Source organism: Dyella terrae (assembly GCF_022394535.1).
Classification (GTDB): domain Bacteria; phylum Pseudomonadota; class Gammaproteobacteria; order Xanthomonadales; family Rhodanobacteraceae; genus Dyella.
In genome coordinates this window covers 549,595-564,271 of record NZ_CP089414.1, presented here as the reverse complement: position 1 = coordinate 564,271, position 14,677 = coordinate 549,595, and the positions used below count along the sequence as shown (strand labels likewise).

General features: G+C 63.1%; 14 protein-coding genes. 10 read left to right on the top strand and 4 right to left on the bottom strand.

The features are described from left to right. Positions 1 to 39 precede the first annotated feature (39 nt). The 4 genes from DYST_RS02250 to DYST_RS02235 all read left to right on the top strand — a co-directional run bounded on the left by DYST_RS02250 (position 40) and on the right by DYST_RS02235 (position 3,800). Positions 40 to 417: a TraR/DksA family transcriptional regulator gene (locus DYST_RS02250; RefSeq protein WP_239949717.1), complete on the top strand. Its 378-nt coding sequence runs from the start codon at positions 40 to 42 to the stop codon at positions 415 to 417. Positions 418 to 498: 81 nt separating this feature from the next. Next, positions 499 to 987 carry a peptide-methionine (R)-S-oxide reductase MsrB gene (gene msrB / locus DYST_RS02245; protein ID WP_239949715.1) on the top strand — a complete coding sequence of 163 codons (489 nt, stop codon included), beginning with the start codon at positions 499 to 501 and terminating at the stop codon, positions 985 to 987. A 30-nt stretch (positions 988 to 1,017) separates the two neighbouring features. After that, positions 1,018 to 2,310 carry an acetyl-CoA C-acyltransferase gene (locus tag DYST_RS02240; protein ID WP_239949714.1) on the top strand — a complete coding sequence of 431 codons (1,293 nt, stop codon included), beginning with the start codon at positions 1,018 to 1,020 and terminating at the stop codon, positions 2,308 to 2,310. A gap of 56 nt (positions 2,311 to 2,366) precedes the next feature. After that, positions 2,367 to 3,800, top strand: coding sequence for an amidohydrolase family protein (locus tag DYST_RS02235; protein WP_239949712.1), 1,434 nt, complete (start codon positions 2,367 to 2,369; stop codon positions 3,798 to 3,800). Positions 3,801 to 3,845: 45 nt separating this feature from the next. On the opposite strand, the gene DYST_RS02230 is transcribed toward DYST_RS02235, so the two are convergent. Beyond that, positions 3,846 to 5,084, bottom strand: coding sequence for an OprO/OprP family phosphate-selective porin (locus tag DYST_RS02230; RefSeq protein ID WP_239949710.1), 1,239 nt, complete (start codon positions 5,082 to 5,084; stop codon positions 3,846 to 3,848). 217 nt (positions 5,085 to 5,301) lie between these two features. Here DYST_RS02230 and DYST_RS02225 point away from each other — a divergent pair, with 217 nt between their 5' ends. From DYST_RS02225 to DYST_RS02210, 4 genes are all read left to right on the top strand, one after another. Then, positions 5,302 to 7,062, top strand: a complete 1,761-nt coding sequence (locus DYST_RS02225; protein ID WP_239949708.1) for an amidohydrolase — start codon at positions 5,302 to 5,304, stop codon at positions 7,060 to 7,062. A 99-nt stretch (positions 7,063 to 7,161) separates the two neighbouring features. Further along, positions 7,162 to 7,887: an HAD family hydrolase gene (locus tag DYST_RS02220; RefSeq protein WP_233202775.1), complete on the top strand. Its 726-nt coding sequence runs from the start codon at positions 7,162 to 7,164 to the stop codon at positions 7,885 to 7,887. A 31-nt stretch (positions 7,888 to 7,918) separates the two neighbouring features. Next, positions 7,919 to 8,740: an NAD-dependent protein deacetylase gene (locus DYST_RS02215; RefSeq protein ID WP_239952052.1), complete on the top strand. Its 822-nt coding sequence runs from the start codon at positions 7,919 to 7,921 to the stop codon at positions 8,738 to 8,740. A 76-nt stretch (positions 8,741 to 8,816) separates the two neighbouring features. Then, positions 8,817 to 9,743 carry a CHAD domain-containing protein gene (locus DYST_RS02210; RefSeq protein WP_239949706.1) on the top strand — a complete coding sequence of 309 codons (927 nt, stop codon included), beginning with the start codon at positions 8,817 to 8,819 and terminating at the stop codon, positions 9,741 to 9,743. Between the two features lie 32 nt (positions 9,744 to 9,775). Here the strand turns inward: DYST_RS02210 and tadA are convergent, their stop codons facing one another. Further along, positions 9,776 to 10,264, bottom strand: a complete 489-nt coding sequence (gene tadA / locus DYST_RS02205) for a tRNA adenosine(34) deaminase TadA (RefSeq protein ID WP_239949704.1) — start codon at positions 10,262 to 10,264, stop codon at positions 9,776 to 9,778. 26 nt (positions 10,265 to 10,290) lie between these two features. Further along, positions 10,291 to 11,226 (bottom strand): LysR family transcriptional regulator, encoded by a 936-nt coding sequence (locus tag DYST_RS02200; protein ID WP_239949702.1) that lies wholly within the window; start codon positions 11,224 to 11,226, stop codon positions 10,291 to 10,293. Positions 11,227 to 11,231: 5 nt separating this feature from the next. Here DYST_RS02200 and DYST_RS02195 point away from each other — a divergent pair, with 5 nt between their 5' ends. Both DYST_RS02195 and DYST_RS02190 read left to right on the top strand, forming a co-directional pair. Beyond that, positions 11,232 to 12,206, top strand: coding sequence for an NmrA family NAD(P)-binding protein (locus DYST_RS02195; RefSeq protein WP_239949700.1), 975 nt, complete (start codon positions 11,232 to 11,234; stop codon positions 12,204 to 12,206). 21 nt (positions 12,207 to 12,227) lie between these two features. After that, positions 12,228 to 12,938 carry an SDR family NAD(P)-dependent oxidoreductase gene (locus DYST_RS02190; protein WP_239949698.1) on the top strand — a complete coding sequence of 237 codons (711 nt, stop codon included), beginning with the start codon at positions 12,228 to 12,230 and terminating at the stop codon, positions 12,936 to 12,938. Positions 12,939 to 13,026: 88 nt separating this feature from the next. Here the strand turns inward: DYST_RS02190 and guaA are convergent, their stop codons facing one another. Further along, positions 13,027 to 14,607 (bottom strand): glutamine-hydrolyzing GMP synthase, encoded by a 1,581-nt coding sequence (gene guaA / locus DYST_RS02185; RefSeq protein WP_239949696.1) that lies wholly within the window; start codon positions 14,605 to 14,607, stop codon positions 13,027 to 13,029. Between the last annotated feature and the right edge of the window lie 70 nt (positions 14,608 to 14,677).

Below are 14,677 nucleotides of genomic sequence, written 5' to 3'. Positions count from 1 at the left end.
ATAGCTCCGGGCATACCTATTCTTACGGAGTCACTTCCCATGGCCGCAGAACCTACTCTTACCCCTGAATTCATCGCCCAACAGCGCAAGCGCCTGGAGGCTCTACGCCGGCAGGTGCTGGGCGGCGAACTCGACGTCAATGCGCGCAAGCGTGCCTTCACCGAAGAACACGGCGACGAGGCGGAGGAGTTCGAAGACGAGGCGCAGAGCCTGGCGCAGGAAGAAGTACGCCAGGCCCAACACGACGTGGACGACCAACGAGTAGCCGACATCCAGCGCGCCCTCGAGAAGATCGACGAAGGCACCTATGGGGTATCGGACGAAAGCGGCGACCCGATACCGAAGGCGCGACTGGAGGCTCGACCCGAGTCGGTGCTCACGGTGCAAGGGGAAGAAGCTCGCGAGCGTCAGCGCTGACCCCTTGAGGCGGGCGCAATTGCCCCGACTATGAGGACTCCCGGGCTTCCGCCCCGGAGTCGTTGCCGAGGAGATCACGCTGTGAGCCATCGCTCCATCTTCGACCTGTCCCCGCCCACTCCGCAGCAATTCGACGCCCTTGCCGCGACGCTGACCGCCGATGAGCGTAAGGTGCTGTTGGACCACGGCACCGAGTCGCCGTTCTGTGGCGTACTGCTGACGGAGAAGCGCGCAGGCGTTTATGGCTGCCGCTTGTGCGGCCTGCCGCTGTTCCTGGCCGGTGCGAAGTTCGACAGCCGCACCGGCTGGCCCAGCTTCACTACTCCCTTCGACGACACACACCTCAATTACGTGCGCGATGCCAGCTACGGCATGGTGCGCACGGAGATCCGCTGCGCACGCTGCGGTAGCCACCAGGGTCACGTGTTCGACGACGGTCCGCCGCCGAGCTATCAGCGCTACTGCATCAATTCTGTGTCGCTCGAATTCGCAGCCGCCACTGATCCGCTGCCGGACAAACTCGGCCGTGGCGCGCCCGAGGGCGCGGTCTGGCAAAACTTCCCCGCCTGATTTCCTCAACCGCATCGTCAGGACACATCCATGTCGCTGAAATCACGTTACGGTCGTCCCGTCTGGCTGGCCTCTGGCCTGCGCACGCCCTTCGCCAAGGTGGATGGCGCACTCGCTTCCTACGACGCCATCGCGTTATCGGTGCCCGTGGTGCAACGCATGCTGGCCAGTCTGCCCGATGGTCAGCGCCCCGATTTCGCCGCCTGGGGCACGGTGGTGCCCAACCTCACCTGGAGCAACATCGCGCGCGAAGTGCTGATGGACGCCGGTGCTCCGGCCACCATTCCCGCCTTCTCCACCATCATGGCCTGCTCCACCAGCATGATCGGCATGATCGAAGCCGCCGGCATGCTGGACGATGACAGCCTGCAGCTCGCCCTGGTGGGCGGTGTGGATAGCCTCAGCCGCGTGCAGTTGGGCTTGCCGCAGCGCCTGTCCGATTGGATCCGCCAGTTTCAGAAGGCCCGCTCGCTCGGCGAGAAGGTTTCGCACGCACTGTCGCTGAAGCTGGGCGATGTCAGCCTGTATATCCCCGGCATCGTGAACCGCACGACGGGGTTGAGCATGGGCGAGCACACCGAGATCACCGCCAAGGACTGGCACCTGCGTCGCGAAGACGAGGACACCCTGGCGCTGGCCAGTCACCAGCACACGGTGGCAGCGTGGAACAACGGCTTCTTCGACGACCTGGTCATTCCCGTCGGCGAGTTCCGACGCGACAGCATTGCTCGAGCCGACTCCTCGCTTGAGAAGCTCGCCAAACTCCCGCCCGCCTTTGACCGCACCAGCGGCCAGGGCACGCTGACTGCGGGCAATTCGTCGCCACTGACTGACGGCGCAGCTGGTCTGTGGGTCGCCAGTGAAAAAGGACTTGGCCGCATTCCCTCGCACGTGCCGCGCGTGAAGCTGGTGGATTGGGAAATCGCCGCGGTCGACTTCCGTGTCGAGGGCCTATTGATGGCTCCCGCGTTCGCCATTCCCAAGCTGCTGGCGCGGCACGGATTGCGCTACGACGACGTGGCGCTGTGGGAAATCCACGAGGCGTTCGCCGCGCAGGTGCTGTTCCATATGGCAGCACTGGAAAGCCGTGAGTTTCTTACCCGCAAGGCGGGCGTCGACCGCGACTTTGGCCCCTTCCCACGCGATCGCGTGAACCCCAACGGCGGCAGCCTCGCCATCGGCCATCCATTCGGCGCCACCGGCGCGCGCATCCTGAGTCAGGCGGTGAAAGAGCTCGCGGCGATGCCTGCTGGCACGCTTGGCATTGTCAGCATCTGCGCCGATGGCGGCCAGGGCACGGTGGCGTTGCTCGAAGCGGGTTGATCGTCCGGCAACGTGACTGGCAGGATGCTCCCTACGTTTGAGATGGGGGAGCATCCATGACGCTGAAACGCACGCTATTCGCCCTTGCCTTCGCTGGCCTGCAGGTCACGGCATCCGCCTCGGCGGCTGATAGCAAGCCGCCGTCGGACAAAGATTTTGTTGCCTACGACCAGCCACTGGTCGCCTTCATCCACGCCACCGTCGTGGACGGTACCGGCGCAAAGGCCATGCGCGACCAGACGCTGGTGATCGACAAGGGCCGCATCACCGCGCTCGGCAGGAGCAGCAAAGTAAAGGTGCCGCAGAACGCCAAGGTCATCGACGCCCAGGGCAAGACGCTAATGCCCGGGTTCGTGATGGTGCACGAGCACATGTTCTATCCAGCCGGTGGCGTCGAGTACAACGAGATGAGCTACAGCTTTCCGCGCCTCTATCTTGCGGGCGGCACCACCACGATGCGCACGGCGGGCTCGATGATGCCGTATGCCGATATCAACGTGCGCGATGCCATCAACGCAGGCAAGGTGGTCGGCCCGGACATGGACGTGACCGGACCCTACCTCAACGGCCCTGGCCTGCCGATTCCCGCCGTGCACGTACTCAGCGGCCCCGACGATGCCGAACGCACCGTCAATTATTGGGCGGATGAAGGTGTCACCTCCTACAAGGCGTACATGCAGATCACGCGTGATGAATTGAAGCGTGTGATCGATACGGCGCATACCCGCAAGGCCAAAGTCACAGCGCACCTGTGTTCGGTGACCTATCGCGAGGCGGTGGACATGGGCATCGACAATCTGGAGCACGGATTCTTTGTGTCCAGCGATTTCGTGAAGGACAAGCAGCCGGATCAGTGCCCCAAGAGCCCGGCCGTGTCCGCCTCGCTTGCTGCAGTCGAGGCGAACTCCACAGAAGTGAAGTCACTGATGCGCGACATGATCGACCACCATGTGGCGCTCACCTCCACCCTGACCGTCTTCGAGACCTTCGTACCCGGGCGCCCCAAGGCACCTCAGGGCGCATTGGACCTGATGCTTCCCGAAGTACGCGCACAGTACGAGGCTTCCTGGAACAAGGTGCAGAGCAGCAAGGGGCGTATGACGCCAGAGACTTACCTCAAGCTCGCCCGCATGGAGAAGCAATACGCCGACGCCGGCGGCCTGCTGCTTGCCGGCACCGACCCGACCGGCTATGGCGGTGTGGTGCCAGGCTATTCATCCAAGCGTCAAATCGAGTTGCTGGTCGAAGCCGGCTTCGCGTTCGAGCAAGCGGTAAAGGTCGCCACGTACAACGGCGCGAAGTACCTCGGGCGCGATGCCGAGGTGGGCACGATCGCGGTGGGCAAGCGCGCCGATCTCGTGGTGATCGACGGCGATCCGTCGAAGACCACCACCGACATCGAACACATGCCGTATGTGTTCAAGAACGGTGTGGGCTACGACACGCAAAAGATTTTCGAGGCCACCCACGACACAGTCGGCCTGCATTGATCACGCATTGCTGGCACTCCCTCACGGGAGCGCCAGCAACATCCATCAGAAGTACACCTGGGCGCGCACTTCGAAAATGTGCGGATCGACCTTCAGGTTTCCCCGGTCACTGAAAGCCCACACATAGTTGGTCTGCAACTTCAGGTGCTCGCCCAGGTACCAGTTGGCGCCGGCCGTCCAGTCGTGCTCCTTGCCGCCGGTGATGGAGCCGTCGTTGAGATCCAGTTCGCTGTAGCGCACCGCTAACTCCACGGCACCCCACGCATGGGTGGGCCGCACCGCCTGCAGGTCGCGGCCGTTGTAACGGCGATCAGCGACGTTGCCATCGCTGTAGGCACGCGACTCGCCGGTCAGCGTCCAGGTCGTAAACACATAGAAGCCGCTGGCGTCGTAGTCGGGTTTGCCGTGGTAGCGGTCGACCTGTGCCTTCAGGTACTCGCCCTGCAGCGACCAAGGCCCCTCGATCCATAATGATTCGAAACCTTGGCGGTTCACGCTCTTGCTGTAAGGCAGGTTGCCCGAGTCGACCAGACGAACCGGCGACAGACCATCCTCCGGACGAGCGCGCAGCCGTGCGGACGGTGGCACCGTTCCATCATCCGCCCAGTCCAGTTTCTCCCGCGACGCGGAAACGCCCAGATGTAGCACCTTACCGGGAGCGTTGAGTGGCATCCATGCCGCACGTCCGGCCCAGGTGCTGCCCGGGTTGTTGCCGTCGAAATCCTTGCGCCAGAAGTAGTCGCCGATATTGATGATGAAATGCGGCCGCACCAGCGCCCAATCGAACCCTGCACGGCGCCCCTCCCAGACCGCCTGCGTGGGCAGCGCGGTTTCGATGAAGGTGGTGGCGGAGCTGCTGGTTACGCCCTCGAAACCCACCGGCGTCTTGGAATAACCAAAGCGGAAATTGCCCACATCCTTACCGATCACGCCGCTGCTACGGAAACGCACGAAGGCATCCGCCCACTGCTTGGCCTGGAAGTCGTACTGCGCGATCGCGTCGTAAACACCGGGCTTGCGCAGATACAGGCCGAAGTAACGGCGACGATTGGTGCCTGCATCGTCGAATTTTCCGTTGTCGTGCGAGAACTGATTGACGTCGTACTGATAAAGCACGGCCAGCCCGAAATCCGTACCGTCGGATGCCGTCACATGGGTAGGCCAGTTGCTGTAGAAGTCATAGCCGTCCGCAAGACAACACACCGGCCATGCGCACAGCAGTGCGCCCGCGACTAGCGCACGGCGAAAGACACTGACGGTGTTTGCAGGCACGGTTCGGTTCATGGTCTCGCCTCCCAACGAGTAGATGGATGCTGTCCAACCCCTGTCATGGCGGGAAATGACTTTTGCGCATATGCACATGCCCGGTTTCCGCCGCGATGCACTGCATGAAATCTAACGATCCGCGTACGCGGCGCCCTGATCAAACGGCTTGACGTCGCCTAAACACGCCAGCGCTTACACCTGAGGGCGGGGGTGGTTTGGCATCAAGGCGACACCCATGGCTGTCTATCCGACGCTTATCGTCCACAACGCGAAGATCCATACCGGCGTCGCGCATCGGCCCGAAGTGCAGGCGTTGGCCGTCAGCGGTAACCGCATTGCTGCGGTGGGTACCAATGGCCAGATACGTGCGCTCGCCGGTCCGGCGACCATCCTCATCGATGCGGGAAGACGCCGCGTCATCCCCGGTTTGATCGATGCCTGCCTACCCTTGGTCGCCACAGGCCTGGGCTACAACCAGCAACTGCGTTGGGATGGCATCCCGACACTGGACGAAGCGTTGCGCGTACTGGCTGAACAAGTGCGGCGCACGCCGGCTCCGCAATGGGTATTCGTGATCGGCGGTTTCTGCGAACACCAGTTCGCCGAACGCCGGCTATCGACACTGGACGAACTCGATCGCATCGCGCCATCCACGCCGGTCTATATCCAGCACCTGCAGGATCGCGCTTTGCTCAATGGTACCGCTATCGCTGCCTGCGGCTACGATGCAAACACCCCTGACCCACCCGGCGGGCATATCGAATGGGACGCTGCTGGCGCGCCCACCGGGTTGCTCATCGCAGCACCGTCCACGGAAGTATTCCAGCAGGCGCTCGCGCACGCGCCCGGGCTTCCTCACGAATACCAGATCAACAGCACGCGCCAGTTCATGCGTGAACTGAACCGCCTCGGCATCACCAGCGTGATCGATCCCGGCTCGCCACAGCTGCGCTACCCGAGCGACTACGCCACCGTGGAAGAACTGGCGCAGCACCATCTACTCAGCGTGCGCGTCGCCTATCATCTCGCCGCCCAAACACCCGGCGCGGAGATCGCCGACTACCTGCACTGGTCCACCATCCATCGGCCTCGCGACGGCGACGATGCATTCCGTTTCAACGGAGCCGGCAGCGTGCTCGTACACGCCGCCCAGGATTACGCCCATTTTCGCCAGCCGCCGTCGCCCATTCCCACCCAGGCGGCCGCTGATCTTGAGGACGTCATAAGCCGGCTGGTCGCACGCAATTGGCCCTGGCGCATGCACGCCAGCTATGACGAAACCATAGGCATGGTGCTGGACGTACTCGAACGCATCGATGCAAAGCTGCCGCTGCAGTCAGTCCCCTGGTTCATCGACGGCGCAGAAACGATCGACGACCACCAGATCGCACGGATGGTCCGTCTCGGCGGAGGCATCTGTGTGCAACCCAACATGGCTTATCAGGGGGTGTACTTCATCGAGCGACACGGCGACCACGCCGCCGCACGGACGCCGCCACTACGCCACATGCTGGACGCTGGCCTGCGTGTCGGTATCGGCTCCGGCGGAACAGAGCGGTCAAGCATGGATCCCTGGGTGACGCTGTCCTGGCTGGTCACGGGGTGCACGCTTGGTGGCGTCGCGCTGTATCCCGCCGAACAACGGCTGGATAGAGCTACGGCGCTTGCGCTGCACACTCGGGCCAATACCTGGTTCTCGGGTGAGGATGGCCGCAAGGGGCAGATCGACATCGGCCAACTGGCGGATTTCGCCGTGCTCACACAGGACTATTTCGACGTCGCTGATGAAGACATCCGGCACATCAGCGCAACGCTCACCGTGATGGACGGGCGCGTTGTCTTCGCCGACGGTGACTTCAGCGCGCTGGATCTGCCGCCACCGGCGCCACTGCCGGTCTGGTCAGCCCTGCATCACGGCTATGGCGTCTGGAGGCCACCAGCGTGTGGACACGCCGAACAACGTACGGCCCCCTCTTCCCGTGGCGCCCTGTCCTGAACGCCGAGGTCGCCAGCCCCAGGTCGGCAGCACCGTCCAAATCCAGTGTTTTCTGGGAAAATGACCCCATCTGACTAGTTGGTCTGGCGCGGTGGATGGATGAGCAACGTGATTGAATTGGTAGGTTTCGACGGCGACGACACGCTGTGGCACAGCGAGGGCTATTACCAGTCGGCGCACGGCGAATTCGAACGCATTATCGGCGCGTACGTGGATCTGGCCGATGTGCACGTGCATGACCGGCTGCTGGCCACCGAGCGCCGCAACATCAAGCTGTTCGGCTACGGCGCAAAGGGCATGACGCTATCCATGCTGGAATCGGCCATCGACATCACCGAGCAGCGCATCAGCGCGACCGACCTGCATCGCATCATCGAGCTGGGCAAGCAGGTGCTGGCGCATCCCGTGGACCTTCTGCCGGGGATTCGTGCAGCGGTGGAAGCCATTGCGCAACATCACCGCGTGGTGCTTATTACCAAGGGCGACTTGTTCCACCAGGAACAGAAGGTCGCGAGCAGTGGGCTGGCTGACCTGTTCCATCGCATCGAGATTGTTTCGGAGAAGGACGAGCGCGCTTACCGCAACGTGCTGGAAGAGTTCCAGCTCACGCCTGCGCATTTCGCCATGGTCGGCAATTCGTTGCGCTCGGATATCGCGCCGGTGGTTGAGATGGGCGGCTGGGGCGTTTATATGCCCTACCACGTGACCTGGGCGCACGAAACCGATACCGACTTTGTCGACCGTGCTTCGCGCGTCATACAAGTGGAAGGCCCTGGCGGCATCGCTGGCGCCATCGAGGAGTTACAAGGCCGTGCTGCAGCCTGACGCGACCATCGCTGAATCTACGATCGAACCCATGCGCGATATCGCACAGGATCAGGCGCGGCTGCGCGAATTTATCGAAGCGCATCCACGCCTGTTTGTACTGACGGGCGCGGGCTGCAGTACAGATTCGGGCATTCCGGACTACCGCGATGCCAACGGCGGTTGGAAACGACCGCAACCGGTGACCTATCAGGCCTTCATGGCTGAGCAGACCACGCGCCAACGTTACTGGGCACGCAGCTTGGTGGGTTGGCGCCGCTTTGGGCGCGCCCTACCCAATGCCACGCACCATGCATTGGCGCGACTGGAACAGCAGGGTCGTGTTACCGCACTGCTCACCCAGAACGTCGACGGACTTCATCAAGCAGCCGGACACCGCCAGGTGATCGACCTGCACGGACGCCTGAATGAAGTGCGTTGCATGAACTGTGCTGTGCACTTGCCACGAGACACCTTTCAGCAGGCGCTGGTCGAGCTCAATCCCGACTGGGCGATGCTCGACGCGGGTGATGCACCGGACGGCGACGCCGACCTGGACGGCCGTGATTTCTCGTCCTTCGCAGTGCCGCCCTGCCCGCACTGCGGCGGCATCCTCAAGCCCGACGTGGTGTTCTTTGGCGAAAACGTGCCCCGCGACCGCGTTGACGCCGCCATCACATCGCTGAACGACGCGGACGCCATGCTGGTGGTCGGTTCGTCGCTGATGGTCTTTTCCGGCTACCGGTTCGCAGCCGCCGCCGCGCGCGACGGCAAGCCGATTGCCGCGGTGAACATGGGCAAGACCCGGGCGGATCCGCTGCTCAGCCTGAAAATCGAACAATCCTGCGCTGAGGTGCTGGCCTTTCTGTCATGAGCGTGCGGCGGGAGGCCGCTCGCGCATTATGACAATTTGATGCAAAGTAGACGTCCCGGTCGTCCGGAATCACTGCATGAATGCCAGGCTCCAGCATCGCGTCACCCCATCGCGCGCATCGCCGGCTCCCGCCAGGAACCGCCCGGGCACAGTTTCGGAATTCGATCGCATCCGGCAAACCCTGGATGGCTATTTGGTCAAAGCAGCCGAATCGCGCAAGCGACTGCTGGAAGAACCCTACGATCCCAAGTTGCTACACGCATGGCGCGTCAATCTGCGCCGCGTGACCGCCACGCTGAAAGACGTGGCTACCCTGTCCGACGATGACCTGCACGACGTATTGAGCTATTTGCGCTGCTGCCGCGAAGCCACCGGGCAATGCCGCGACATGGACATCCTCGCCATGGAAACGCTGCCGATCTTCCTGGACAAGGAGCACGGCGAACTCGACGAGACTCAGGCCGTACGCAAGACGCTCAGCGAGCGGCAGCAGCAAAATCACAAGGGCGCACTCGTCCAGCTTAAAAAGTACGGTCTGACCACGCCGATACGGGCTTGGCGTCATTGGGTGCATGTGCTGGAACCACCCAGCGACAAACGCGTGCGCGAAGTTGCCGCCGCGGTTATCGAAAAGCGCTTTGCCGATCTGAGGAAGCGTGCCGACAAGCTGGATGGCGGCCAGAAGCGCCTGCATCGGCTGCGCAGCGCTACCAAGAAACTCCGCTATAGCATCGAGTTGTACCAGCACGCCTTCCCCAAGGCTGCCACCATGCAGTGGTTGAAGCGCCTTGCCGACCTGCAGGGGCACCTGGGTCTGGCGCATGACCGCATGATGGCGCGCACGTTGATCGGCGAGGTGGCGACCGGTGACAACACCAAAGCCAAGCTCAAGGCCTTCCGGCGCTGGACCAAACGCACGGCCTATGAGGCTTCGGAAAAAGCGTTGCAGTCACTCGCCAAACTGGAGCAACTGAAAGCCTACTGGCGCGCTGCGGCCCACTAATTCGCGCCGCACGGGAAATGGCATGGCAGCAACTAGCGCCGGGCGCGGAAAAACTCGCGCAGCATGGTCGATGCGTCATCGGCTAGCAAACCACCCTCGACCACCACGCGATGGTTGTGGCGGTCGGAAATCAGCGTATCGAACACGCTGCCTGCCGCGCCTGTCTTGGGATCGGTGGCCCCGTACACCACACGCCCGATGCGCGCGTGCACCAGCGCCATCGAGCACATCGCGCACGGCTCCAGCGTCACGTACAGCGTCGCGCCTGGCATGCGGTAGTTGGACAGCTTCTCGCCTGCCGCGCGCAGCGCCATGATTTCCGCGTGTGCGCTGGGATCGTTGAGCGTGATGTTGCGGTTCCAACCCAGCCCGATGATCTCCTCGCCCTGCACCAGCACCGCACCCACTGGCACCTCGTTCTCGGCGTCACGCGCGTGCGCAGCCAGTTGCAAGGCGCGGCGCATGTAGCCCTCGTCTTCGGCGGAAAACTGCTGCGGCAGGGGCAGGAGGGTGTCGGTCATCGGGACGGCTACAGACAGCGGGCCGGTCATTCTATCGCCAGCGATGCGGGCTGTGCCGAGGCCGTGATGTCGATGACGAAATCGAGAAAGGCGCGGACCTTCGCCGACGGATGATGGCGAGAGGGATAAAGCACATAGAGCGGGAAGCGCTCGTCCGGCCAATCGGGAAACAGTTCGACCAACTGCCCGCTTGCGACCAGAGGCCCGGCGGCCACATCCATGACCTGCGCGATGCCATAACCGGCCACGCAGGCGGCATGCATGGTGCCGCCGTCGTTGACGATCAACCGACCGGTGGTTTTCACGGCAAGCTGTTCGCGTTTGCGATGGAACTCCCAGGGAAACGTGCGGCCGGTCGCAGGATCGCGAAACTCGATGCAGATGTGCTTGCCGGCTTCCAGTTCCTGCGGCCGGGCCGGGTGTCCGTAGCGATGCAGATACGCCGGCGCCGCCACGGTGAGGATGCGTGTATCCAGCAGCTTGCGCGCTACCAGGCTGGAATCCGGTGGCTCGCCAAAACGGACAGCCACATCGAAACCATCGGCCACGATGTCACCCAGCTGGTCACGCGTCGCAAGCTCCACCTCCAGTTGTGGATAGGCCGTCATGAACTCACCCAGCCGCGGCGCCAGCACCAGGCGTGAGAACAGCGGGTCCATGTGCACGCGCAACCGACCGCGCACGCTGGTAGCCCCTTGTGCGGCATTGGCAGCAGCTTCTTCCAGCCCCGACAGCAACGGCAGCACCTGCGCGTAAAAGCGCCGCCCTTCATCCGTCAGGCGGACCGAGCGCGTGGTGCGGTCGAAAAGGCGGATGCCCAGTCGAGCCTCCAACCGGGCGATGGCGCGACTGACGCCGGGCGGAGACATGTCCAGCGCCTCGGCAGCGGCGGCAAAACTACCGCCATCCACCACGGCGGCGAACACGCTCATCCCGTTAAGCATGCGCTCGTCGAAAGACATAATTGATGCCTTTTCGTCACTTATCTATTGTCATTGATGTTATCGCGAAACGAGTTGCACGCATCCAGAATCGCCTTCGAACGCGGCGCATTGCCGCCAGAATGAGGATTCCGGGCATGTATGCAGTAATGGGTGTCACCGGCCAGGTTGGCGGCCAGGTAGCCAACGAATTGCTGGCGGAGGGCTATACCGTTCGCGCGATCCTGCGCGACGAGACGAAGGCGGGCCGCTGGATGGACCGCGGCTGCGAGGTCGCGCTGGCGACAGCCGGCGATCCGGACGCACTCGCCACAGCCTTCGCAGGCGCTGACGGCGTCTTCCTGATGATTCCGCCCGACTACGACCCAGCCCCTGGGTTCCCCGGCGTCCAGAAGATCATCGCGGCCGTGTGCCAGGCTGTGGATGTTGCGCGTCCGGACAGAGTGGTATTCCTGTCCACGGTGGGTGCCCATGTGGAGGCATTTTCGTTGCTGAGCAATTCGCGCATGGTTGAGTCTGCGCTACGAGAATTGCCGATACCCACGGCTTTCGTACGCGCCGGCTGGTTCATGGAGAACGCCGCGTGGGACGTCGCCGCTGCCCGCAAGGGGCTCATCCCCAGCTTTCTGCAACCGCTCGACCACCCTATTCCCATGGTGGCAACCGCCGATATCGCCCACACCGTAGCGGGAGCCCTGAGGGACCGTTGGCAAGGCACGCGGATCATCGAACTGGAAGGGCCGCGCCGTTATTCGGCGCTCGACATCGCCAGCGGCTTCGCTGCCGCTCTCGGACGTTCCGTAAGCACCGAGCCTGTACCCCGCGATACGTGGGAAAACCTGTTCCAAACGCAAGGCATGCAAAACCCTGATCCCCGCATGCGTATGCTCGATGGCTTCAACGAGGGCTGGATCGACTTCGAGCAGGGCGAGGCGGGCTCGCTCAAGGCGACAACAACACTGGAAAGCGTATTGCGCGATCTGGTTGAACGGTCTTCCTGAGGCCAACTGACGGACGGTTCCATGACATCGAGCAAGCATCAGACGCAGCAAACCGCGCTCATCGTGGGCGCTTCCCGCGGACTTGGCTTCGCGTTGGCCGACGAATACCTCAAACGCGGCTGGCAAGTCATCGCCACGGTTCGTCACGAAAAACCCGGGCCGCTCCATGAGCTGGCTGCCAGCGCCGACGGCCGGCTGGAGATCGAGCTGCTCGACATCAATTCACCAGCGCAACTGCAGGCGCTTAGCCAACGCCTTGCCGGGCGAGATCTCGACTTGCTGTTCGTCAATGCAGGCGTCGCGATCGACGCAGAAAAACCCATTGCCGAGATCAGCACAGACGCCTTCGTCGACACCATGGTGACCAACGCGCTGAGCCCGATGCGCGTGATCGAGACGTTGGCCCCGTTGGTCGCCGTCAGCGGCAGCATCGTAGCGATGTCCTCTGACCTGGGCAGCGTCGGCAATAACATCGATGGGGGATGGGAGGCCTATCGCGCCAGCAAGGCAGCCCTGAACACGCTGATGCGCAGCTTCGCCGCACGCCACGCCGGCGATCCCCGCTCGTTGCTGCTGATCGCCCCGGGCTGGGTACGCACCGATATGGGTGGCCCGGAGGCCGTGTTGTCCGTTGAGGAGAGCATCCCATGCGTGGTCGACGTCATTGCCACGCACGCTGGTCATCACGGCCTGAAATTCCTGAACTACCTGGGTATGAGCGTGCCGTGGTGACTCGGTTCGTTCGCCCATAAAAAAGCCCGAACATCAGGTGGTTAGAAAATACACCTCATGTTCGGGCCGTATTATGGAGCGGGAGAACTCACTCCCACTCGATAGTGGCGGGCGGCTTGCCACTGATGTCATAAACGACACGAGAAACACCACGCAACTCATTGATAATACGATTTGAAACTTTGCCAAGGAAGTCGTATGGCAAGTGCGCCCAATGCGCCGTCATGAAGTCGATGGTCTCCACCGCACGCAGTGCGATCACCCATTCGTAGGCACGTGCATCGCCGACTACACCCACCGACTTCACCGGCAAGAACACGGCGAAGGCCTGGCTGGTCTTGTCGTACAGGTCCCAGGCGCGCAGCTCTTCGATGAAGATGGCATCGGCACGGGCGAGCAGCTCGGCATACTCCGGCTTCACCTCGCCCAGGATGCGCACACCCAGGCCCGGGCCCGGGAACGGATGACGGTAGACCATGGCGCGCGGCAGGCCGAGTTCCACGCCGATACGGCGCACCTCGTCCTTGAACAGCTCGCGCAACGGTTCGACCAGCTTGAGCTTCATGTGCTCCGGCAGGCCGCCCACGTTGTGGTGGCTCTTGATGACGTGCGCCTTGCCGGTCTTGCTGCCGGCGGACTCGATCACGTCCGGGTAGATGGTGCCCTGCGCCAGCCACTTCACCTGGCCGTGCCCGCCAGCGGTGACCTTGGCCGATTCCTCGTCGAAGATCTCGACGAACAGGCGGCCGATGATCTTGCGCTTGGCTTCCGGGTCGGCCTCGCCTTCCAGCGCCTTGAAGTAGCGCTCGGCGGCGTTGACGCGAATCACCTTAACGCCCATGTGCTCAGCCATGGTGGCCATCACCTGGTCGCCTTCATTCCAGCGCAGGAGGCCCGTGTCGACGAACACGCAGGTCAGCTGGTCACCGATAGCCCGGTGCAGCAGCGCGGCCACCACGGACGAATCCACGCCGCCGGAGAGGCCCAGTAGCACGTGATCGCTGCCGACCTGCTCGCGCACGCGGGCGATCTGGTCTTCGATGATGTGCGCGGCGGTCCACAGCGTCTGACAACCGCAGATTTCCGTGACGAAACGCTGAAGCAGCGCTGTGCCCTGCTTGGTGTGGGTCACTTCCGGATGGAACTGCACGCCGTACCAGCGCTTATCCTCGTTCTCCATGACCGCGACCGGAATGCGATCCGTGCTGCCCGTGATGACGAAGCCCGGCGGCGCCTTGGAGACGTGATCGCCGTGGCTCATCCAGACATCCAGACGGTGCGCGCTGTCGTGGTCGCTGAGATTGGCGAACAGGCGGCTGCTGGAGGCGATATCCACTTCCGCATGGCCGAACTCACGCGCGTCGGCGGCTTCGGTGGCGCCGCCCAACTGGGCGGCCAGGGTCTGCATGCCGTAGCAGATGCCAAGAATCGGTAGGCCTGAATCGAATACTTCCTGCGGTGCGCTAGGCGCGCCCGGCAGCGTGGTCGATTCCGGGCCACCCGACAGGATGATGCCCTTGGCGCCGAACGCGGCGATCTCGGCAGGGTCGTGGTCCCACGCCCAAATTTCGCAGTAGACGCCGATCTCGCGCACGCGGCGAGCGATCAGCTGCGTGTACTGCGCGCCGAAGTCGAGGATGAGGATCTTGTCGTTATGGATGTCGGTCACGGTCCGGCTCCGGTGCGCGACAGGTTCGCCCTGCACTTCGCGCTTGAATCGTTGAATGCGAAAGCGACGC